Source organism: Collinsella aerofaciens, from assembly GCF_015546965.1.
In the GTDB taxonomy this organism is placed as follows: Bacteria; Actinomycetota; Coriobacteriia; order Coriobacteriales; family Coriobacteriaceae; genus Collinsella; species Collinsella aerofaciens_X.
The window spans coordinates 1-21,267 of record NZ_JADMUF010000002.1 but is presented as its reverse complement, the minus strand read 5'-3'; the positions used below and the strand labels follow the sequence as shown (position 1 = coordinate 21,267).

Genomic DNA, 21,267 nt, shown 5'->3' with positions numbered 1-21,267 from the left:
AAATGCGGCCCGCGCAGCGTCGAGTAGTTACGCGGTTCGTAGAACCGCGTAACTAACAAATGAGCATCGCGTCGCCAAAGCTGAAGAAGCGATAGCGCTCCTCGATGGCGGCGGCGTAGGCATCCATGATCTGGTCGCGGGTGGCAAGTGCGCTCACGAGCATCATGAGCGTGGAGCGCGGCACGTGGAAGTTCGTGATGAGCGCATCGACCACGTGATAGGTCGAGCCGGGCATGAGGTAAAGCTGCGTCGTGGCGTTCTCGCGCACCACGATGTCACCGCGGCCAAGCGTATCGGCCCCGTCCTCGCGGCCTTCAAAATAGCGCGCCGTCACGGCCGGATCGGACACCGGCGCGTCCGCGTCAAAGGCGCTTTCGAGCGAGCGCACCGCGGTAGTGCCGACAGCAATCACACGGTGCCCCTCAGCCTTCGCCTTATGCACGGCGTCGACAACCTCCTGCGACACGTGATAGCGCTCCGTATGCATCACGTGCTGCGTGGGATCGTCCTCCTCCACCAGACGGAAGGTATCGATGCCCACCTCGAGCTCGACGGCGGCAAACTTCGCGCCCTTGGCCTCGATAGCGGCCATGAGCTCGGGGGTAAAGTGCAGACCCGCCGTAGGAGCGGCAGCCGAGTGCTCCTCCTTCATGGCGTACACGGTCTGATATTTCTCGGGATCGCCCTCGTAATCGGTAATGTAGGGCGGCAGCGGCACGTGACCGGCGGCGTGAATGGCCTCGTCGAGCGTGCGCGGCTCGCCGGCGGCATTGCAACCGGCCGGCTCAAAGCGCACCAGACGGCCACCGCGGCTATCGGTGACAAAGTCGACGACCTCGGCCGTCAGCACCACGGGAGCCCCCTCGGGCGCATGGGCGCCACCGGCGCGATACTCAATCTGGGCACCGGGCTTCAGGCGCTTGCCCGGCTTGACCAGGCACTCCCAAACGTGACCCAGCGGGTCAACATCCTCGCGGCGCTTGAGCAGCAGCGTCTCGACCACGCCGCCCGAGCCCGTCTTGCGACCGATCAGACGGGCCGGCATCACGCGCGTCTGGTTGATGACGAGCACGTCGCCCGGCTCGATGTAATCGATGATGTCGCGGAAGATGCGGTGCTCAACGGTACCGCCATGCTCCAGCGGCGTTCCCGTCTGGGAGCCTTTGCGATCCACCACCAGCAGGCGGCAGGAGTCGCGCGGCTCGGCAGGAGCCTGGGCAATCAGTTCCTCAGGAAGGTTGTAGTCAAAATCATCGGTACGCATAGACACGTCGGATTCTCCTTATATAGCTAAAGTCCGCTCTACATCCTAGCAGGCTGACGTCCCAAGTGAACTACTTTTTGGCGGCTTTGCGCTCGTCGCGGATACGGGCGCGGTCCATGGCCGCCTCGACAGCCGAGAAGCGGCAACCACAGTAGTTCTGCCGATACATGCCAAGCTCGCGCGAACGGCGTGTCGCCTCGGGGTAATACGGGCGAAAATCGCGAATCACCGGGGTGAGCCCATGTGCCGCCGCCAAGCGCTCAAGCACGTCATTGCAGGTATCGAACAGCTGGTACGGCGAGACGGCGAGCGTCGTGCCCACAAACTCAAACCCGCGCTCCTGGGCCACGCGGCACGCCTCGGCCAAGCGCAGGGCATAGCACGCGCGACAGCGACGAGGCCGATCGGCACCCAGCGGTGCCACGCCGGTCTCCCAGCGATCGCGGTCCTCCCCTGCCTCGATGAGCTCGATGTCGCCATCGGCACACCACCGGCGCAGCTCGTCCAGGCGGCGCTGCCATTCATCGCGCGGTTGAATATTGGGATTGGTCCAGCAAATCGTGGGCTCAAACCCCTCCTCGCGCAGCAGGCGAACCGGCTCAAGCGAGCATGGTGCACAGCACGCATGCAGCAACAACGACTTCATCGACATCTCCTCACCCAAAAAAGCGCACGCCAAAGGATGTGTCCTCGCAGGCGACAATGCGGCGGTCGCGCAGGATGGTCCGCACGTAATACCAATCGCCCACGCAACCCGACAAATGCAAGCCGGCCGCCAGGTAGCACAGCAGCGGATAGCCCGAGAACGCAAACCCCAGGGCAAACGCCGCCGTTAACGCAACCGTCGGCGCCAGGCAAATGACCATGTACCGCCGGCGCGAATACACAACGCCCTCGGCGCAGGCATAAATCATGCAGGTTTCGAGATTTGCCCCAAAGGTCACCTGCGCACCGGCGGGCGCAAACAACTTAAAGGACACCGCGTGTACCAACTCGTGCACGGCAAGTGACGCCGCCGAAACCGCAGCCAAGCCGACAATCCAGCCCAAGACCGCCGTCCAGCCACCCGCGTCAGCCGCATCCAGATCCGCGGGCCCACCCAGCAGCATAAACACCGGCACCAGGCACACGGCAAACACGCCGACTACGACCATCCCCCACACAAAGCAGGCGTGCAGGAAATCCTCGTCTTCAAACGCATGTATGTTGGAAATCTCATTCATGGCATCTTAGGATAGCGCCCCTGCCACGCGCCCGCCCGCATGTGCGATAATGATGAACGATATGCACGAATTGACCACCGCGTCGCCAGGCCTCGCGCCCGGCTGCGCTCTCACCATATGCGAAGGAGTCCCATGGCATCCAAATACTCCATGAACGACCGTCCCAGCTGGCCGCGCCGCGCCATCGTTACCGCCGGCGAGCCCTATGGCAACAAGGGCCTTCACTTTGGCCACGTTGGCGGCGTCTTTGTCCCTGCCGACTTCTTCGCCCGCTTCCTGCGCGACCGTCTGGGCCGCGAGAACGTCATCTTCACCTCGGGCACCGACTGCTACGGCTCGCCCATCATGGAGAGCTACCGCAAGCTCAAGGAGAACGAAGGCTACGACAAGTCCATCGGCGAGTATGTCGAGTCCAATCACTCCCGCCAGGCCGCGACCCTCAACAACTACAACATCAGCTGCGACATCTACGGTGGCTCGGGCCTTGAGCCGGCGGCCCAGATCCACAACGAGGTGACCGCCGAGATTATCAAGCGCCTGCACGAGCGGGGCACCATCTCCAAGCGCTCCACGCTGCAGTTCTACGATGCCAAGGCCGGCACGTTCCTCAACGGCCGTCAGGTGATCGGCCGCTGCCCCATCCAGGGCTGCAAGTCCGAGAAGGCTTATGCCGACGAGTGCGATCTGGGCCACCAGTTTGAGCCCGAGGAGCTCATCGCGCCCAAGAGCCAGCTCACCGGCGAGGTGCCCGAGCTGCGCCCGGTCGACAACCTCTACTTCGACCTGCCGGCCTACCTCGACTTTATGAAGACCTACACCGCCAAGCTCGCCCAGAACCCGCAGGTTCGCTCCGTGGTCTCCAAGACCATGGAGGAGTGGCTGCTGCCGGCCCAGCTCTACATCCAGAACAAGTTCCGCGAGGCCTTCGACGCCGTCGAGGATCAGCTTCCTGAGCACACCGTGCTGGAGCCCGAGGGCAACAAGAGCAGCTTTACCGTCACCTTCCCCAGCTGGAAGGAGCGCGACGATGCCCACGCAGTGCTCGCCAACGGTGGCGTGCGCTTCCGCAGCGGCAAGGCGCTCGTGCCCTTCCGCATCACCGGCAACATCGACTGGGGCGTTCCGGTGCCCGAGGTCGATGGCGTCTCCGACGTCACCTGCTGGTGCTGGCCCGAGAGCCTGTGGGCGCCCATCAGCTACACGCGTACCGTACTCGCCCGCGACGCCCGTGCCGCCGGCGTGACCGAGGGTGTCGCCGCCCAGGACGCCGCCCTCATGGGCGAGCCCGCCGCCAATTCCACGCAAGTCCCCGCGCCCACCTACCAGCACAGCTCGCTCGACTGGCGCGACTGGTGGTGCTCTGACGACGCTCAGATTTACCAGTTCATCGGTCAGGACAACATCTATTTCTACTGCATCGCGCAGACCGCCATGTGGGAGGCCCTGGGCTGGGACCTCACGCAGAGCACCGTCAGCGCCTGCTATCACCTGCTCTACATGGGCAAAAAGGCGAGCTCGTCCTCGCAGACGCCTCCCCCGCCGGCAGACGACCTGCTCAACCACTACACCTGCGAGCAGATGCGCGCGCATTGGCTGTCGCTCGGCCTGTCCGAAAAGCCAGTGAGCTTTAGCCCTAAGGCATACGACACGCGTGTGACCGGCAAGGACAAGGACGGCAACGAGGTGCGCGCCTGCGACGACAAGCGCGTTATCGACCCGGCCCTTAAGGAGAGTGCGCTGCTGACTGGCGTGTTCAACCGTCTGGCCCGCAGCTGCTTCTACGGCGTCGCCGTCAAGGAAGGCGACGAGAGCCCCTACCGCAACGGCTGCATCCCCGCCGGTGCCGCCTCTGCCGCCGTGGTCGAGGCTGCCGAGCAGGCAGCTCTCGCCTTTGAGCAGGCCATGTACAAGTTCGAGACGCACCGCGCGCTTGCCGTGTGCGACGACTACCTGCGCGCCGCCAACAAGCGCTGGAGCGACGCCTCCAAGGCCGCCAACAAGCTCGAGGGCGAGCCAGCCAACGCCGCCATGACGCAGGCCCTGGTCGACGCCTTTACCGAGCTGCGCGTGGCGACCGTGCTCATGCACGGTATTGTGCCGGCCGGCTGCGAGCTCATCTGCGAGTACTTCGACGTCGACCCGGTCGCGTTCTTTAGCTGGGATAACATCTTTGCCTCCACGGACGAGTTTGTGGAGAGCCTGGGCGAGAAGCCCGGCGAGCACCGCGTGAGGCCGCTGCCCCCGCGCTTCGACTTCTTCAGCAAGCACGAGAGCCAGTACTAGGCAACCGCCAAGGCGCCCAGAAAAATCATTTTGATGGAAGGAAAGACGGATGTCCAAGCCGCGTCGTCGTAAGCAAAAAAAGCAGGTTAAGCCCGAGCTCAAGCTTAGGCAGTTTGCTGCTACCGAGCTTTCCGACCAGCTTGCCGCCCAACACTCCGCCGCCGACCTGCCGCGCTTTATGGTCGACACGGTTGCCGGCGCCTATACTCCCGCCGATGCCGAGCTCATGATCGAGGGCTTTGGCGCCGCAGCCACGCGCCCGGTCACGCTGCGCGCCAACACGCTCAAGGCGACCGCCGAGGACATCACTGCGGCGCTCGATGCCGCCGGCATCGCGCACCAAACCGTTACCTGGTATCCGGACGCCTTTATCCTGCCCGAGGCCCAGGTTTCCGATCTGTGGGATCTCGACATCTACCGCGACGGCAAAATCTACCTGCAGAGCCTGTCATCCATGATGCCGCCGTTGGTCCTGGGCGCTCAGGCCGGCGAGGACATCCTGGACATGTGCGCAGCCCCTGGCGGCAAGACGACGCAGATCGCCGCCCTCACCCAGGGCCAGGCACACCTCACCGCCTGCGAGATGAGCATTCCCCGCGCCGAAAAGCTCGAGGCCAACTTGGGCCGCCAGGGTGCCAAAAACGTGCCCGTCATGCGCATCGACGCACGCGAGCTCGACGAGTTCTTCCGCTTTGACCGCATCCTGCTCGACGCTCCCTGCACTGGCACGGGCACCGTCATCAGCGGCAACGAGAAAAGCCTGCGCGGCCTGACCGAGCAGCTGCTCGTCAAGTGCGCCCGCTCGCAGCGCGCGCTTCTGGACCGCGCCATGGGTGCCCTCAAACCGGGCGGCACGCTCGTCTATTCGACTTGTTCGATCTTACCGCAGGAAAACGAGGACGCCCTGCAAGAGGCCCTCGACAAGCACATGGACTGCGAGCTTATCCCCCTCGACGGCACGCCGAGCGAAAGCGAAGCGCGTCGCGCCCAGGATGCCGGCGAGGAGCCGCATATCGAGAGCAACGCTCTCACCGAGGCCATCGCCGCCGGCCACGTCTCGTCCGTCGCCAACGGTATGCCCGGCACGCTGACCATTCCGCCTAGCCGCGACTTTGAGGGCTTCTACATTGCCCTGATCCGAAAACGCAGCTAGCGCACGGATCCAAAACTCAACAAGCTATCTCTGTGCGCGTTTGCCCTGCTGGTCGCGATGCTGTTTAAGCATCGCGCGCTCTTTGCGTTCGGCCCTTTTGCCCTTAATGGCCGTGACCACAAAGTAGATGACCGCGGCGGCAACGATTGCGCCCACACACAGGCCAATCGAGCCAAACATTGCTGTCAATTCCATACCGCGTCACCTCTCTTTTTAACGGGACTTTCAAGATAGCACCTCGATACCCGCCACCACAGCTCCTTCACGTTCACCGGCCCTTCGGTCTAACGGATGGCGCGGCGGGGAAAAATCAACTCGTCAAACGATTTAGCATTCGCAATTCCGGCTGCATCGCGCCGGCCACCATCGCATAGAATCGAGCCTCCATGGATACCCTCAACGATCTAAATGAGCGCGTCGACGCCTTCGTCGGCACCAGCTCCTTCGACACGCCTGCCGCGGCAAACGACCAAGCTCCCATCGATGTGCCCGCCGAGGTTCACGAGGACATCGTAGCCTCGGTCGATTTCTCCGAGGTCGAGCTCGCAGACGAGTTCACCGAGCCCCAGGTAGCCGTCACGCCCAACGGCCTGCTCCCTATGGAGCCCCTGCCCATCGACGGACGCCTGCGCAAGGCGGCCCTCCGCATGCCCGACGAGATCGAGGAGGCCAGCGGCTTCACGCTCTTTGGCCGCCGTATCAAGTCACTCATTTACACCACCGATGTCGCGGTTATCCGCAACTCCAACGCCGATGCCGTCTTTGCGGTCTACCCTTTCACGCCGCAGCCCGCCATTACACAAGCGCTGCTGACCGTCGCCGAGTGCCCGGTCTTTGTAGGCGTGGGCGGCGGAACTACGACCGGTAAGCGCTCCGTGCAGATGGCAGCCGTCTCCGAGATGCAGGGCGCGGCGGGCTGCGTGGTCAACTCCCCCGCTACTGCCGAGATGGTAGAGCACATCACCAACATCGCCGACATCCCCGTCATCGCCACGGTCGTTCGCTGCGACGAAGATGCCCACGCCAAGGTGCGCGCCGGCGCCAAGATTCTCAACATCGCCGCCGGCAAGAACACGCCCCAGGCCCTACGCGAGCTGCGCGAGCACTATCCCAACCTGCCGCTCATCGCGCCGGGCGGCAAGACGCCAGAGAGCATCCGTGAAACCATCGCCGCCGGCGCCAACGCCATCATCTGGACGCCGCCTTCGGCCCAGCAGCTACAGACCGACATGATGCAGCGTTATCGCAAGATGAAGGAAGACGCCACACCTGTCATCTCGCGCGACGACGTGCCCATTATCGACCAGGTCGCCGCCGCCGAGGTCAGCCAAGTCGAGAACATGAATCCCGACGTGCCGATTCCCGACGAAGTCATCGAGCGCGTCGCTTCGATCCACGAGCGCGTCGAGGAGCATCGCGCCAACCGCGGCCTCAAGCCGTCACTGCACGGCTTCTTCTTCCGCGGAAAGAAACGCTAGTAAAACATCTTGGCCCGCCCCACAAACGTGAGGCGGGCCGTTTTCGTTTGAACAATCATGCAGCGATGTGATGGGGCAAATTAATCCACGCGCTTGTCGCCCATAAAGAAGAGCGCCACCGTACCAGGTCCGGTATGCGAGCCAATCAGAGTACCGATGTCATTGATCTCAATCTTGCCTTTAAGCTGCGGAACCTGTTCCTCAATCAGCGCCGCAACTGCCTCGGCATCCTCGCGGCACGCCGAGTACGACATGATGCACTTACCCGAATAATCCGCACCGTCCTGCACGTGTGCCAACATGGTCTTAGCCATCTCGGAAATCGCGCGCTTCTTAGTGCGAATCTTCTCACGTGGCGACAGCTTACCTTCGCAATCGACCGTCATAAGCGGGCAAATCTTAAGCGCCGTGCCGATGATCGCGCTCACGGCCGAAATGCGACCGCCGCGCAGGTAGCTCGACAGATCGGTCGAGAAGAACCAGTGGTGCAGGTTGAGTTTGTGCTCCTCGATCCAGGCAGCCGTCTCGTCGAGTGAAGCCCCGCTATCGCGCACGTCGGCGGCATATTCCAGCAACAGGCCAAAGCCCGAAGACGCCGCCAGCGAATCGACGACGCGCACCTTGCCGCCCCGGGGATAGCGATCCGCGAGCATCTGCGCCGCAACGCAGGCCGATCCATACGTGCCCGAAATGCCCGACGACAACGTCAGGTGCAGCACGTCTTTACCCTCGGCAACAAACGGCTCCCAAAACTCCTCGTACTCACCCACGCTCACCTGAGACGTCTTGGGCATGGCGCCCGCGGCGATCTGGGCAAAAAACTCGTCCGGCGTAATCGACTGATACAGATCGTCCGTATGGACAACATCGTCGATCTCGTAATGAAAACACACGACAGGGATATTGCGCGACGCAAAGAACTCCCGAGTTCGGTCGGCGGCAGATTCACAGGTCAGGACAAAATCACTCATATGAGACTCCTTACTCATTGCTGCGCAAATTATCGCACAGTGAGCCTACATACGGTACATATGTCCACTATTTACCAAATCGAACCAAAAATAGCGAACATCTTTACCACCATCATCTCCACCGACCCCATGCATAAATATCTGAGAAAACACCCTCTGTCGTCTCCACTCAACCGCCATATCTACCTCAACTAAATCGATTTACCAAACCGTTCAGCCGACAATTCGGCCGCTGGCGCAAAATCGAAACAAAAGCGGCGCATACTGATAAACGTTTGACGCTGTTTATCAGTTTTACCAGCTCCATCGGAAGGTGTTTCATGGTCGCATTCGATCGCAACCCGCAAGACTTCAAGTATCTGCGCCTGCTGTCGAGACAGTTCCCCACCGAACAATCCGCGTTTACCGAAATTATCAACCTCTCGGCCATCCTCAACCTGCCCAAGGGCACCGAGCATTTTATGAGCGACGTGCATGGCGAGTACGAAGCCTTTATGCACATCCTCAACAACTGCTCGGGCGTCGTGCGCGAGCATGTCGACGAGATTTTTGGCGACACGCTCTCCTTTGACGAAAAGGGCGAGCTGTGCACGCTCATCTACTACCCGCGCGAGAAGATCGAGCTGGTCCGCAGCCAGCGCGAGGACTCGCCAACCTGGTACAAGACGATGCTTGACCAGCTCATCATGGTCGCACGCTCGCTTTCGAGCCGCTACACGCGCTCCAAGGTGCGTAAGGCCATCCCGCGCGATTACGCCTACATCATCGACGAGTTGTTGCACACGCACCCGGACGAGAACAACTATCGCGTGCGCTATCACGAGCGCATCGTGGAGTCCATCCTGGAGACCGCCAGCGCCGACGACTTTATCGAGTCGCTCGCCTCACTCATCAAGCGCCTGGCCGTCGACCACCTGCACCTGGTGGGCGATATCTTCGACCGCGGCGGCGGCGCGGCCAAGATTATGGACCGTCTGCTCACCTACCATTCGCTCGACATCCAGTGGGGCAACCACGACCTGCTGTGGATGGGTGCTGCGGCCGGTGAGCCCGCCTGCATCGCCACGGTGTTGCGCAACAACCTACGCTACGACAATTACGAGATCCTTGAGAACGATTACGGTATCTCGCTGCGTGAGCTTGTCGCCTTTGCCGATGCTACCTACACCGCCGGTGAGTCCATCACCCCGCTGATCAAGGCCATCAACGTACTGCTCTTTAAGCTCGAGGGCCAGATTATCCAGCGCCACCCCGAGTTCGATATGACCGACCGCCTGTTACTCGACAAGATCGATCACGACACCGGCACGGTCACGCTCGCCGACGGCAGCGTGTGGCCGCTCACGACCAACGACTTCCCCACCGTCGACCCGGCGGACCCCTATACGCTCACGCCCCAGGAGCAGCACATCATCGACAAGCTCGTGTCCGAGTTTGTCACCGCCGATCACCTGCGTCGCCATATCGATTTCCTCTATTCCCATGGCTCGATGTACAAGGTCGCCAACGGCAACCTGCTATTCCACGGCTGCGTGCCGCTCAACGAAGACGGAACCTTTAGCAGTATGAACTGCTTGGGCACCTGGCACTCTGGTCGCGATTATCTCGATTTTTGCGACCACATCGCCCGCCGCGCTTGGCGCGTGGGCGACCGCGACGCTCTCGACTGGATGTGGTACCTGTGGATTGGCTTTAACTCACCCGCCAGCGGACGCCTGGTGCGTACCTTTGAGCGCGCCTATATCGCCGATAAGAGCACCTGGGTCGAGCCGATGGACCCGTACTTTACGCTTACCAAGTCGCCCTCGGTCTGCGATGACATCATGCGCGAGTTTGGCGTCGCGCCCATGGCATGCTCGCCGACCGGCCACATCATCAACGGCCACACGCCCGTTAAAACCACCAAGGGCGAGCAGCCCATCCGCGCCGAGGGCAAGCTGCTGGTCATCGATGGCGGCTTCTGCCGCGCTTACCATCCCAAGACGGGTATCGCCGGCTACACGCTTATCTCGAGCTCACGCGGCTGCCGCCTCAAGTCGCACCAGGCCTTTACGACGGTTGCCGAGGCGCTCACGCGCAACGTGGACATCGAAAGCGAGACCAACCGTTTTGACCAAGCAGACCGTCGCCGCATGGTGAGCGACACCGATACTGGCGCCAAGATCCGCAGCCAGATCCAGGACCTGCGCCAGTTGCTCGATGCATATAGAAACGGTGCTATCGAGGAGCGCGCCTAGCACCACCCGCGGGGATTGGCTAAACTTGCTAAGTTTGTCATCCCCGCGGCGCTTCGGCGCCAGCTTAAGGCAGGTACCATGCAAAAGCTCCTTGCGCAGATCATGAAATTTGGCGTCGTCGGTGTCATTGCCACGGTTATCGACTTTGGCATTATGAATCTGCTCCACTACGGTCTGGGCCTCAACATCCTAATCGCCAACACCAGCGGCTTTATCATCTCACTCATCTTTAACTACCTCGCAAGCATGAAATACGTGTTTGCGCACAAGGAAGGCATGAACCGCCGCCGCGAGTTCATCATCTTTGTCGTGCTGTCCGTGATCGGTTTGGTGCTCAACGATGGCATCGTGCTGGCGCTCAACGCCGGCCTGGGACTCGAGGCCAATATCGCCAAGATCTGTGCCACCGCGCTTGTCATGGTCTACAACTTTGTGACCCGAAAGATCTTCCTGGAGGGTGACGAGACCAAGTAACTCGCAACCTTACAGCCTTACGATGCCCACGGATGACGCGCGTCGAGCGCTGCGTTGTTCGTGGGCTTTGCTCGTTTACGGGAAGATTTGCAACGTTTGCGGATTACCTCTTGAATATTTGGCGAGTTCGTATAGTTCTTTCCAAAGACCTTACGTTTCCCTTGCAAAAGCTCTAAAGTATCCTCTGCTCGATTCATCAACGCATTGGATGTGATTACGTGCGCAAGGCACTGGCACAACCTCATACCAAGCAGTTCCTCAAGTTCGCCGTCGTGGGTCTTATCTCCTTTGGCATCGACTGGGGCATGCTCATTGCGCTCGTCGAGCTGTTCCACCTCGACTTTTTGATGAGCACGACGGTCTCGTTTACCACGTCCGTCGTGGTTAACTACTGGCTCAGCATGAAGTACGTGTTCGACCATCGCGAGGGCATGAGCCGCAAGCGCGAGTTCACGATCTTCACCATCCTGTCGGTAATCGGTCTGGGCCTCAACGACCTGTACATGTTTGTGGGCGTCACGTTTTTGAGCATCGGCTACCAGGCCATGAAGGCCATCGCAACGTTCCTCGTCACCTGGTACAACTACTTCAGCCGCCGCTTCTTCCTCGAGGGTGCACGGTCGTAGTCGATTCACTATTTGCTTGAATGTATAACCGGTTGGAATTCCCGTTCCAACCGGTTTTTTGTTTGCCGAGAGACCCGGCGACCCAGTCCTCTACGCATGAAAAACGGGCAGCCCGGATGTTTGTCCGAACCGCCCGTCTGGCGCGCTATGTCGAGGCCTCTAGCCTGTAACGTAATACCAGACTACGTTGTCACCGTTTGAGAGAACGTAGTTGCTGCAGGCCGTCATGGGCGTTGTGCCGTTGACGGAGTACATCCAGCCGCTCGTGCCGCCGTACTGTTTCTCGGCCAAACCGCCAATCGCGGAGACATACGTGCCGTACGATGAGCCGCGTGCGTTGACAGAAAGGCCCAGCGCGCACAGGGCATCGTAAACGGTGGCGCCTTCGTTAAAGGTAAAGGTGCCGCCAGAAGACACAGGATTGCCCACAGCGCTCGATGTGACCGAAACCGTCACCGTTACGTAGCTAGGCTGCTGCGAGCTGCCCTGGTCGCCAGTAGAGGCGTTGCCGTTATCGGGGGCAGAAGATGCCCCGCTGGATGAGGAGGAGGCGCCAGGCGTAGAGCCGGCCCCGCCAGAAGAAGTCGAGTTCTGAGAAGTCGACTGATTGCCGTCGGTCTTTTTATTGCTGTTCTTCTCTCCAGACTTCTTGCCATCCTTGTCTTCGGACTTTTTGCTATCCGAGCCCTTGTTTGATTCCTTGTCCGAAGACTCGGACTCCTTCTTAGAGTCAGATTTATCCGAACCCTTAGACTCGTCGTTCGACCCATCCGAAGATTTGGAATCCTTGGAGCCAGCTTTACCCGAAGCGACGGTCGAGTCAGACCCCTTGGCGTCCTTCGCAACGACGCTCTCCCCCGTCACGGTCTGAACGATCCAGTCAATGGACCAGGCGCCGCTCTCGGAAGGATGGACGAAGCCCAGCGATATGACAATTAGCGCAACGCACGCGGCGGTCAGGACACCAGTAAGCGCCTTCTGTCGAGGGGCGGACGCCGCCGAAGCGGCGCCCTGTTGCTTTGCATCGTCGAACTGAATGAACGAGGAATTTGGTTGCTTGGGGTCAGCGTCCTTGGATTTATTGGACACAGCCCTCACCTACCGACGTTTGGTGAACACGAACACGCCGACGATGGCGAGACCGATGACGCCGGCGGCGATACCAACGATGGCGAGCGGATTGGTGCCAGTCTCCTGCTCGGAAGCACCAGAGGACTTCTTAGCAGTGGTCGTGGAAGCAGCACCCGTATCGGACTTGGAATCGGACTTCTTGTCGGACTTGCTGTCCTTCTTGTCAGACTTCTTCTCGTCCTTCTTATCGGACTTATCGGAGTCCTTCTTGTTGGACTTGTTGTCCTTGGTCTCGGTCTTGGTCGACACCGTCGTCTTGGCCACCGGCTTCTGGCCCGGGGCAATAGCGCCACCCTTCGAACCGGAGCCAGAACCCGCGTCAGTGCCAGCACCGGAACCGTTGCCAGCGCCACCGTTGCCACCATTAGTGCCAGAACCGCCATTGCCGCCAGGGTTAACAGCATTCTTGGTCCACTTGGCATACAGCGTCAGATCGGCCGTCACCGGCGTACTGAAGTCATACGCCTGCGTGCAAGCCTCATCGGTGAACCAACCGCCGAAAGCGTAGCCATCGCGCGTCGGATCGGCCGGCTTGACCAGCTTGCCGTCGGCCGTAGCAACAAACTTCGTGTCGCAAGCAGACCCGCCGTTGGAATTAAAGACAACCGTCCAAGACTCAACGGCCCCAAGCTTGAACAGCGTACCCGAGTCATTGATGTAGTACAGGTTGCCAGATGCATCGGCGATGACCGGAGAGTCGCAGTGCTGGTAATGGCCAGCCGCATCATAAATCTGCGTCGCCTCTGCATCGCCGAGCGTATAGCGATACACGCCACCACCAGCAGAGTAGTTGACGTAATCCTTGCTATCCGCGCTGTTAACGGTGAAGTACACATAGGTCTTGCCGCCCTGAACACTCACCAGCGGAGTAGCAGCAATACCGTTAAATCCGGCCGGAAGTTCTTTATCGTCAGCAGCGGTGACCATCGTGGTCTTACCGGTCTTCAGATTATAGAGAGCCAGAGCAGAGCCAGTAGCCGTCTGGCCGCCGACAATCAAGTTTTCGCCAGCCACCGCCGGTGCGCTCATGTTATTAGTAAGACCCAGATCGACCGTCTTCTGCTCGCTCAGTACGCCCTTCGCCGAAAGCGAAATCACATGGAGCTTTCCATCGTGCGTCATCTGATAGAAGGCCGAACCATTGGACGGATCGGCGACACAGTCGGCGTTCGCGAGAGCACCGAGCTTCATGGTCGAAACGACATCGCCCGTCGTCTTATCAATGCACTTAAGCGTACCCGCGCTCGTAGGAACGATGGCATACTTATCCGTCAAAGCCGCACCAGTCCAGTAATAGCCCTCGGCAGGGTCGATGTTCTGCCAAGAAACTTCGCCCGTGGCAATCTTAATGCGCGCAAAGGAGCCGTTGCCGTAGGTCGCGTTGTAATTCTCGTCATACGAAATATCGACCGAGCCTACATAGACGTACTCGCCGTCCGAAACGACGGTGCAGGAGCTCTGCGTCAAGTCCGTCAAACCAGGCGTCAGCCACTTGCAGATCAGCTTGTCTGCAGTAATCGCCTGGACCGCACCGCCGTTGAGCGGAACGATGATAAGGCCATTGGTATAGATCGGACGAGAGGTATAGCTCACCTTGGAGGCAAGCGGCGCAGAGGCAACCTTTTTGCCCGTGGACGAATCGATCTTAATGAGCTCGTTCTCGGTCGCGATGTACACAAAACCGTTAGCGATGACAGGCTCGCTGCAGTTGGCATACTGCTGGCCAGACTCGGCCTTCCAATCGAAGGCCCACTTAAGACCGGCGGCCTGCGCAGGCGTCTTGGCATCCGTTACGGTCGAACCGTTGCCACTGTTGCCGTAGCCGGCCCACTCGGCATCCCAATCAGGAGTCGTCGCACTCGGGTCCACGACAATCTTGTCGGGATCGGGCATGGCCGAATCGTCGGTGGTATAGGCAAGCGTAACCTTATCGCCGCTCTTGAGCGTAATCTGATTGGCGCAGAGTAAGGAGGGCTCTCCGTTGATATACAGGTGCCAATATTTATTGGTCGCAGCATCCCAGGCATACGGCTTGTGATCGAACGGCGAGTTGATGGAATTGAGGAACCAGTACTCACCACTCTGGGAGCCGTTGTACGTAACGCCCTTGGCCTTCAGGACCGTCTCAATAAGGTTCTGGGCAGTAGAGCCTTCGAGCAAAGAAACATTGCTTGCCGAGCCCCAGCGAGTATTGTTGCCGTTGACATCGGGACCGATAACATCGACAGAGCCAAGAACCTGGCCAGGAAGGGCATCGGCGTCAGCACCATACATAAAGGTGACGACGTCACCCTCTTGGAGCTCGTAGGCACCGGCGCCAACGTCGGCGAACTTGCCATTTACGTAGAAGCGCCAATAGCTATTGGTCGCAGCATCATAGCCACAATAGGACTCATCATCGAACGGCGAATAAATGCCGTTGAGGAACCAGCCCCAAGACGATTCGCCGGCATCGAGCTTAAGGCCGGTCTGCTCAAGGAGATCCTTGGCAGTAGAGCCCGCCTTGAGACTCGTCTGACCCGTCGAAGCCCAAACCTGCTGCTTGCCGTCCTTGTCCTTGCCAAGCACCTGAACGGAAGCATGGACAGAATCGGACGGCAACTGGTCGCCCCAGCCACCGTAGAACCACGTGACGGTATCGCCGGCATGGATGGTGACATTGTCCGCCGTATAGTCACTCGACTTGCCGTTGATGAACAGCTGCCAATAGGTCGAATAATCGAGCGGCGTACCCAGCTCAACACCGTTGTACTTAAGGCTCAGAATGAAGGAGCCCGCAGCAACGGCGTCAATATCGTTCGCCTCAAGCGCGACCTTCGTAAGGTCAAGTGCGCTCGAACCGGACGTCACCACATACTGCGCGTTATCGACCCAAGTCTGAGTCTTGCCCTGGGCATCGCGACCAATGACGGTCACATTCGCAGCAAGCTGGTCCTTAACGACAGGGGATGCGCTACCACCCGTAAAGGCAAACTCAATCTTCTGCCCCGGGGCGAGCTTAACGCTGCTCGCGCCAACCGAGGAAGACGCGCCGTCGACGAACAGCTGCCAGAAGGCATTAGTCGTCGGATCGTAGGCAAGCGTGCGGCCATCTGTCGGGGACGTGATGCTTTTGAGGTAGAAGCCGTATGCCGTGTTCGGTTCGTAATCCGCTTTAAAGCCCGTCTTCTGCTGCAGCTTAACGAAGGCATCCGCAGCCGTCGCGCCCTCGTCGAGCTTGAGCTGCGTAGGTGCCACCCAGGTCTGAGCCTTGCCGTCGGCATCGGTGCCGATAATCGAGAACGAGACCTCGACTTGCTTCTTGGCGACATCGCCGGTTTCTGTCGGGTTCTCTGTCTGAACGGCAGCCGCGGCGGCAGATCCTGCTTGGCCAGCGGATGCCGCTGAAGACTGCTCGCTCGCGGCAGGGCTCTCCCCCGTCGCCGAGCCTTCGTCGCCAGTTGCTGCCTCTGTTGTAGCGGCACTAGCTGCAGGCGCGCTCCCGGAATCCGAAGCCTCGGCGCCGCTCTGCTCAGCGGCACCGCCCGCAAGCGCTGCGTCCTCGCCCGGCGTCGTAGCCTGAGCCACGGCCCCGGCAATGCCCTCGGCGCCCTCGGCCCACAGCTGAGCCGGCGTGGTGCTGAAGGCCATCGCGAAGGCCAGGAATGCCACCAGGCCGCGCTTGGCTACGCCGCGTGCAATTGCGCCACGGCGATGCGAGACGCGCTGGCGCTCGTCCTCAATCATATCCATTTGTCTCCTACTGTCTGCACTTGGAGCGTTGCCTTGAGGCTGCCCCACGTCATCGCGCATGTTACGCCCGAGTTCCCCCATCGGGGTCCCCCTTCCCTCCAGAGCCCTATGCACACCGGCGGCATACGCCGCAGCCGCATGCAAGATGGGAGGCGATCCGACTTAACCTTAACGGCTCAGGCGCGTCGTCCGATCTGCGACGCGAACATCCCGAGCCAAGAGGAATTACGGTTACTGGTACAGCCGGGGACTTGCACCCCGATTCTCCCAAACGCGCAGGAAAACCGTGCGTTCGTGCGTCTCCGCACCACCATCTAGGCCATCGATTATTACCGTCAAAATGGTATCACGAAAAAGGGCCCCGCACACAGGCGAAGCCCAAGGTAAAAGCTATTGTTTGCGATAGGAAAATGCGGTGACGGTCGCAGCCTCTAGTGCTTCCCGCCGTGGCTGTTGAGCCAGATATTGCGGCCCAACATAAGCGCCAGCACCAGCGCGCTCACGTAGCCCATAAAGCCAATGACCGGGATACCAAACACAACCGGCTCGATGCGTGCGTAGTACACCACCGACGAACCGATAAACAGGCCGGCGATCACAATTGCCATCGACATGCGGTCGATAATTCCGCCCAGCTGTCGCAGCGCCTTATCGCTGCTCATGATCTGCGTGTTCACCTTAAGCTGGCCGCGTGTGAGCATACGCGAAGCCAGCCCCAGGTACTCAGCCGCCTCGAGTGAACCCTTCGCCGCGCGATAGCTGCTCGCGGCAAGATCGCGCCCCATGTCGCGCACGCGCGCATAGGTGCTTTTCTCGTTTTTAATGTGCGTCTGGATAATCTGGATCATGTTGACGTTGGGCATGTACTCGGTCAGCAAACCCTCGAGCGTCACCATGCCGCGCGCGAACATCGTCACCACGCTCGGCAGCTCAACATCGTTTTTGCGCGCGAGGTTTAACAGCGAGGTCAAAAACTCGCCGATATCCAGATCCTTCAGGTCAAGGCCCGCAAAGTCAGCCACGATAAAGTCCAAATCGGACAAAAAGGCCGAATGATCGAGCTCAGCCGAGTCGCCACGCGTCACGGCGAAGCGCATGAGCGAATCCTTGAGCTTGGGCACGTCACCCTCGGCCACGGCGAAAATCATGTCCTTAACGATGCCACGATCGTGACTCGACATGCGTCCGACCATGCCCAAGTCGATAAAGTAAACGATGCCGTCCTTGAGGATGATGTTTCCCGCATGCGGGTCGGCATGGAAAAAGCCGTCATCGAGCACCTGCGTCGAGTAGTCCTCGACAATCGCGGCACCGATCTTTTCCAAGTCATAGCCCTCGGCCACCAAGCGTTCAGGATCGGCGATCGAAATGCCGTCGACGTAATCCATAACCACCACGTGCTCGGTGCACAGGTCCAGATAGGATTTAGGGCACGTCACGCCATGAACGCTCTTATGGAACTCGTAGAAGTCGTTGAGGTTTTTGGCCTCGGCCAAAAAGTTGGTCTCCTCGCGAAACGAGGTCCACAACTCCTCGACTACGCCGTGCAGGTCAACGAATTGATCGGTGTTGACGAACTTGGAAACGATACGCACCACCGAGCGGATGATATCGATGTCCTGTGCCATAACCTGCTGCGCACCGGGGCGCTGCACCTTGACGGCCACGTCCTCGCCCGTCACCAGGCGAGCGCGGTGCACCTGCGCGAGCGATGCGCTACCAAGCGGATTGGGGTCGATCGCATCGAACATCCCCCCCAGGCGCAGGCCGTATTCTTCTTCCAGACAGCTGAGTACGACCTCGTACGGCACCGGCTCCACGTCGGAGCGCAGACGACGCAGCTCGTCGCAAAAGCGCTGCGGCAGAATCTCGGACCGGTTGGCCAAAATCTGCCCCATCTTGACGAACATGGGGCCGAGTTCCTCGAGCAGGCGGCGCAAACGAACCGGCGTGAGGTTATCCCACACGCGGTACTTTTTGACCAGGCGAACAATCTGCCCGATGCGTTCGCGACGACCCGCCGGCGTGAGCTGGTATTCCTCGTCCGGCGCCATCGCGTCGGGCTCCTCGGGGACCATATCGACAGCGCGCGGCTTCTTGCGAGCGCCCGAGACGACGGCATCGACCTCATCGACAACCGCCGCCTCGTCACCCAAGGGATCTAGATTGTTGTAATCGGTGGTGGAATCTGCCATCTGCGCTGCTACTCGGCCTCTTCGGTATCCTTCGCATCGTCGGGCTCAACGGACTCGACGGGCACCGAGGTCACGTTGTCCTCGACCGAATCGACGATGTCGCGCACATGGGCCAGGAAGGCCGTGCGCTCGGGGGCGGTCATAACGCGGACGCGGGCAAGGATGAGCTCGTCGAGCACGCGCTGGGCCGCGGTCTCGCCCTGCATGCCCAAGCGCTCGGTCAGATCGGAGATGGTACCGCCGGCCTGCTCGAACATGTCGGACACGCTGCGGGCGATATCGGGGGTGGCGGTGTCCTTGCGGACCTGCTCGCCTTTGGTGTTAAGGTCGTCGAGGACCTTCTTGCCGCCTTCGACAGCAACGGCGGCAGCGCCAAAGCCCACGTTGATGGCCCCGTTAACAAGCTGATCGAGTTTCATAACCATGGTTGTCTCCAATCACAAACAACTGCATTGGCGTTCTTGTACCCAAGATTGAGCGAAAGCGACAAAGCGTTTTAGCGCTATTCGATCGACGGGAAATCCCTACCTCACGTTATCGTTCATCGCGAAAGAGTTCTTCATGGCGCAGCTCGTGGTGTAGAGCACCTTGCCCAGTAGAGCATCGGTCTCTACGCGAACACGCTCGGCAAAGGCCTCATTGGCGCGTGCAAGCTCGGCAGGCACCTCGGCCTCGGGCAGAGCGGCTACGGCAGCGTCGACGTCATGGATCTGCTTGTGGCCCATGCCACCGACCTTCTCCTGGTAATCCTCCACGGCGCGGCCGCACTCATGGAAACGGACGTCGGCCAGGGCACCGATCAGGCGGTTGGCCCAGTAGAAGTTTTCGGACGTCACGCGAGCCTGCGTGTCGGCATAGTACTCGGGCATGGTCTCGACGTTGGCGTACAGCGGAACCAGCGCGTTAAACGAGTTGGAGCCAAAGGCCATCCACTGCACGGCGCGATAGGCCGGCTGCGCATAGGGGCGCAGCTGCAGCACGGCGAGCTGGCTGTTGCGGTTGATGCCGATGGGGCGATATGCGCCACGCGTAGCGGGCGTGCCCTTGCTACCGTAGCAATCGTACTCCGTGCCCTGGTAGTGGCTCGAGAGTACGTACTTGATGTCCTCGATGGTCACCTTGCGCTCGGGCACGCGGCTCCAGGGGATATCGTCGCTCTCGGGCGTGTAGTCGGCGTCGGGGCCATCCCACACGTCGCTGGGGTTGAGACAGCGCTGCATGTACCACGCGCGCGGTGTGTTGTAGACGTGGTCGCTGTCGCTGTGCGAGCCAAAGGCCTCGCGCGGGTTGAAGACCGCAGCCGGGCCGTCGCCCTCGACGCCCAGCGTCAGGTCCAGATGCCACTCGGCCATCCAGGCGCGCAAGTCGGCGGAGCACATGTGGTCGGCCTGGGCGCCCTCGGCGTCATCCAGGTCAAAGCTGTCGATACCCAGCTGGTTGGGCATGGTCACATAGGCGTCGTCAGGCACGCGCTTGGCAATCCAGTGGTGGCCGCCGATGGTCTCGAGCCACCAGATCTCGTCCACGTCGCTAAAGGCGATGCCGTTGTTCTCGTAGGTGCCGTAGCGCTCGAGCAGGTCACCCAGAATGCGTACGCCGTCGCGGGCGGACTTGGCGTATGGCAGGACCAGGGTCACCATGTCCTCCTCGCCCAAGCCACCGGACTGTGCCGGAACGTATCCGTCCTCGCCCTCGTTGCCCTTGGCGGGCACATAGTCCACGAGCGGATCGGCACCGCGGACGCGCTCGTTGGTGGTGAGCGTCTCGGTTGCGGACATGCCAACATTGAGCTCGTTGAATCCGGCCTCGGCCCAAATACCGTGACCGGGAACGACGTCGGGGACGCTCGTGTAGCGCATGGGATTGTCGGGCAACTCAACGGTCAGGTGGCTCAGGACGCTCGTGTAGACACGCGGCTGCTCGTCGGGATGCACCACGCGCATGCGCTTGGGCTCAAACACCCCGTTGGACGAGTCCTCGTTGCGGGCGACCAGCGTCGACCCGTCGTAGCTCGCGTTCTTACCAACCAAAATCGTTGTGCACGGCATGCGCATCCTCCTTGAGCGAAGAAATCAAACGGCAACAGTGTATCGCTTCGGCGCAAAAAGGGCGAAACCGCCGCCCCGGCAGCCCCTGTGGTCAAAAAATGCCAAATATGAGTACTGTCACCAATTTAGTAGCAGCAAATTTCCTTGTATATGAGTGCTGAAGATCCCTATTTGTCCAAAAGCGAGACAGCGTTATTCCCCATAGGTTCAATAATATGGGTTTCCTAACGAGAATGAATATCGTTAGGAAACCCAAAAGACGTAAAACATATGTGACTATCATGGCAACAGTACTCATATTTGGCGCTTTTTGACCACGTAGTATATGGCTAACCCCTCAAACAGCCCAAAACGCCTATTTCGATGCGCGCTCCGGGTCGCGCGCGCAGACGTGGTGTAAGAGTGTCCTGAGGTCCGTCGCTGCAAGCCCCGATGTTACTCCTTCTTGAGGC

General features: G+C 60.3%; 16 protein-coding genes. 6 read left to right on the top strand and 10 right to left on the bottom strand.

The window, feature by feature from the left end; translation table 11 throughout:
- Positions 1-52 precede the first annotated feature (52 nt).
- The 3 genes from queA to I1M21_RS01790 all read right to left on the bottom strand — a co-directional run bounded on the left by queA (position 53) and on the right by I1M21_RS01790 (position 2,487).
- On the bottom strand, positions 53-1,264 hold the full coding sequence (gene queA, locus I1M21_RS01800; RefSeq protein WP_195192407.1) for a tRNA preQ1(34) S-adenosylmethionine ribosyltransferase-isomerase QueA: 1,212 nt from the start codon (positions 1,262-1,264) through the stop codon (positions 53-55).
- Positions 1,265-1,334: 70 nt separating this feature from the next.
- Complete coding sequence (locus tag I1M21_RS01795) at positions 1,335-1,910, bottom strand: epoxyqueuosine reductase QueH (RefSeq protein ID WP_138340469.1); 576 nt, start codon at positions 1,908-1,910, stop codon at positions 1,335-1,337.
- 10 nt (positions 1,911-1,920) lie between these two features.
- Positions 1,921-2,487, bottom strand: a complete 567-nt coding sequence (locus I1M21_RS01790) for a DUF3267 domain-containing protein (protein ID WP_195192192.1) — start codon at positions 2,485-2,487, stop codon at positions 1,921-1,923.
- Between the two features lie 132 nt (positions 2,488-2,619).
- Between I1M21_RS01790 and I1M21_RS01785 the strand changes: the two genes are divergently transcribed.
- On the top strand, positions 2,620-4,770 hold the full coding sequence (locus I1M21_RS01785; protein WP_195192191.1) for a class I tRNA ligase family protein: 2,151 nt from the start codon (positions 2,620-2,622) through the stop codon (positions 4,768-4,770).
- Between the two features lie 49 nt (positions 4,771-4,819).
- Positions 4,820-5,923, top strand: a complete 1,104-nt coding sequence (locus I1M21_RS01780) for an RsmB/NOP family class I SAM-dependent RNA methyltransferase (RefSeq protein WP_195192190.1) — start codon at positions 4,820-4,822, stop codon at positions 5,921-5,923.
- A gap of 24 nt (positions 5,924-5,947) precedes the next feature.
- Here the strand turns inward: I1M21_RS01780 and I1M21_RS01775 are convergent, their stop codons facing one another.
- Positions 5,948-6,118 (bottom strand): hypothetical protein, encoded by a 171-nt coding sequence (locus I1M21_RS01775; RefSeq protein ID WP_006235403.1) that lies wholly within the window; start codon positions 6,116-6,118, stop codon positions 5,948-5,950.
- 191 nt (positions 6,119-6,309) lie between these two features.
- Here I1M21_RS01775 and I1M21_RS01770 point away from each other — a divergent pair, with 191 nt between their 5' ends.
- The gene (locus tag I1M21_RS01770) at positions 6,310-7,401 is read left to right on the top strand and encodes a beta/alpha barrel domain-containing protein (RefSeq protein WP_195192189.1); all 1,092 of its coding nucleotides are present in this window, start codon (positions 6,310-6,312) and stop codon (positions 7,399-7,401) included.
- 80 nt (positions 7,402-7,481) lie between these two features.
- Here the strand turns inward: I1M21_RS01770 and I1M21_RS01765 are convergent, their stop codons facing one another.
- Positions 7,482-8,372 carry a DegV family protein gene (locus I1M21_RS01765; RefSeq protein ID WP_195192188.1) on the bottom strand — a complete coding sequence of 297 codons (891 nt, stop codon included), beginning with the start codon at positions 8,370-8,372 and terminating at the stop codon, positions 7,482-7,484.
- Positions 8,373-8,692: 320 nt separating this feature from the next.
- Between I1M21_RS01765 and I1M21_RS01760 the strand changes: the two genes are divergently transcribed.
- The 3 genes from I1M21_RS01760 to I1M21_RS01750 all read left to right on the top strand — a co-directional run bounded on the left by I1M21_RS01760 (position 8,693) and on the right by I1M21_RS01750 (position 11,709).
- Positions 8,693-10,609, top strand: a complete 1,917-nt coding sequence (locus I1M21_RS01760) for a fructose-1,6-bisphosphatase (protein ID WP_195192187.1) — start codon at positions 8,693-8,695, stop codon at positions 10,607-10,609.
- Between the two features lie 78 nt (positions 10,610-10,687).
- The gene (locus tag I1M21_RS01755; protein ID WP_195192186.1) at positions 10,688-11,083 is read left to right on the top strand and encodes a GtrA family protein; all 396 of its coding nucleotides are present in this window, start codon (positions 10,688-10,690) and stop codon (positions 11,081-11,083) included.
- Positions 11,084-11,301: 218 nt separating this feature from the next.
- Positions 11,302-11,709: a GtrA family protein gene (locus tag I1M21_RS01750; RefSeq protein ID WP_055250894.1), complete on the top strand. Its 408-nt coding sequence runs from the start codon at positions 11,302-11,304 to the stop codon at positions 11,707-11,709.
- 159 nt (positions 11,710-11,868) lie between these two features.
- Here the strand turns inward: I1M21_RS01750 and I1M21_RS09880 are convergent, their stop codons facing one another.
- From I1M21_RS09880 to I1M21_RS01725, 5 genes are all read right to left on the bottom strand, one after another.
- Positions 11,869-12,798, bottom strand: coding sequence for a DUF4430 domain-containing protein (locus tag I1M21_RS09880; protein ID WP_195192185.1), 930 nt, complete (start codon positions 12,796-12,798; stop codon positions 11,869-11,871).
- A 9-nt stretch (positions 12,799-12,807) separates the two neighbouring features.
- Complete coding sequence (locus tag I1M21_RS01740) at positions 12,808-16,572, bottom strand: DUF4430 domain-containing protein (protein ID WP_195192184.1); 3,765 nt, start codon at positions 16,570-16,572, stop codon at positions 12,808-12,810.
- Between the two features lie 431 nt (positions 16,573-17,003).
- Positions 17,004-18,767 (bottom strand): ABC1 kinase family protein, encoded by a 1,764-nt coding sequence (locus tag I1M21_RS01735; RefSeq protein ID WP_195192183.1) that lies wholly within the window; start codon positions 18,765-18,767, stop codon positions 17,004-17,006.
- 8 nt (positions 18,768-18,775) lie between these two features.
- On the bottom strand, positions 18,776-19,192 hold the full coding sequence (locus I1M21_RS01730; protein WP_117583986.1) for a hypothetical protein: 417 nt from the start codon (positions 19,190-19,192) through the stop codon (positions 18,776-18,778).
- 99 nt (positions 19,193-19,291) lie between these two features.
- Positions 19,292-20,815 carry a C69 family dipeptidase gene (locus tag I1M21_RS01725; RefSeq protein WP_195192182.1) on the bottom strand — a complete coding sequence of 508 codons (1,524 nt, stop codon included), beginning with the start codon at positions 20,813-20,815 and terminating at the stop codon, positions 19,292-19,294.
- Between the last annotated feature and the right edge of the window lie 452 nt (positions 20,816-21,267).

Excerpts from the sequence above, each read along its gene's own strand:
- I1M21_RS01735 (WP_195192183.1), bottom strand. The coding sequence starts at position 18,767 with ATGGCAGATTCCACCACCGATTACAACAATCTAGATCCCTTGGGTGAC.
- I1M21_RS01730 (WP_117583986.1), bottom strand. The coding sequence starts at position 19,192 with ATGGTTATGAAACTCGATCAGCTTGTTAACGGGGCCATCAACGTGGGC.
- I1M21_RS01775 (WP_006235403.1), bottom strand. The coding sequence starts at position 6,118 with ATGGAATTGACAGCAATGTTTGGCTCGATTGGCCTGTGTGTGGGCGCA.
- I1M21_RS01790 (WP_195192192.1), bottom strand. The coding sequence starts at position 2,487 with ATGAATGAGATTTCCAACATACATGCGTTTGAAGACGAGGATTTCCTG.
- I1M21_RS01795 (WP_138340469.1), bottom strand. The coding sequence starts at position 1,910 with ATGAAGTCGTTGTTGCTGCATGCGTGCTGTGCACCATGCTCGCTTGAG.
- I1M21_RS01725 (WP_195192182.1), bottom strand. The coding sequence starts at position 20,815 with ATGCCGTGCACAACGATTTTGGTTGGTAAGAACGCGAGCTACGACGGG.
- I1M21_RS01780 (WP_195192190.1), top strand. The coding sequence starts at position 4,820 with ATGTCCAAGCCGCGTCGTCGTAAGCAAAAAAAGCAGGTTAAGCCCGAG.
- I1M21_RS01755 (WP_195192186.1), top strand. The coding sequence starts at position 10,688 with ATGCAAAAGCTCCTTGCGCAGATCATGAAATTTGGCGTCGTCGGTGTC.
- I1M21_RS01770 (WP_195192189.1), top strand. The coding sequence starts at position 6,310 with ATGGATACCCTCAACGATCTAAATGAGCGCGTCGACGCCTTCGTCGGC.
- queA (WP_195192407.1), bottom strand. The coding sequence starts at position 1,264 with ATGCGTACCGATGATTTTGACTACAACCTTCCTGAGGAACTGATTGCC.
- I1M21_RS01760 (WP_195192187.1), top strand. The coding sequence starts at position 8,693 with ATGGTCGCATTCGATCGCAACCCGCAAGACTTCAAGTATCTGCGCCTG.
- I1M21_RS01740 (WP_195192184.1), bottom strand. The coding sequence starts at position 16,572 with ATGGATATGATTGAGGACGAGCGCCAGCGCGTCTCGCATCGCCGTGGC.
- I1M21_RS01765 (WP_195192188.1), bottom strand. The coding sequence starts at position 8,372 with ATGAGTGATTTTGTCCTGACCTGTGAATCTGCCGCCGACCGAACTCGG.
- I1M21_RS01785 (WP_195192191.1), top strand. The coding sequence starts at position 2,620 with ATGGCATCCAAATACTCCATGAACGACCGTCCCAGCTGGCCGCGCCGC.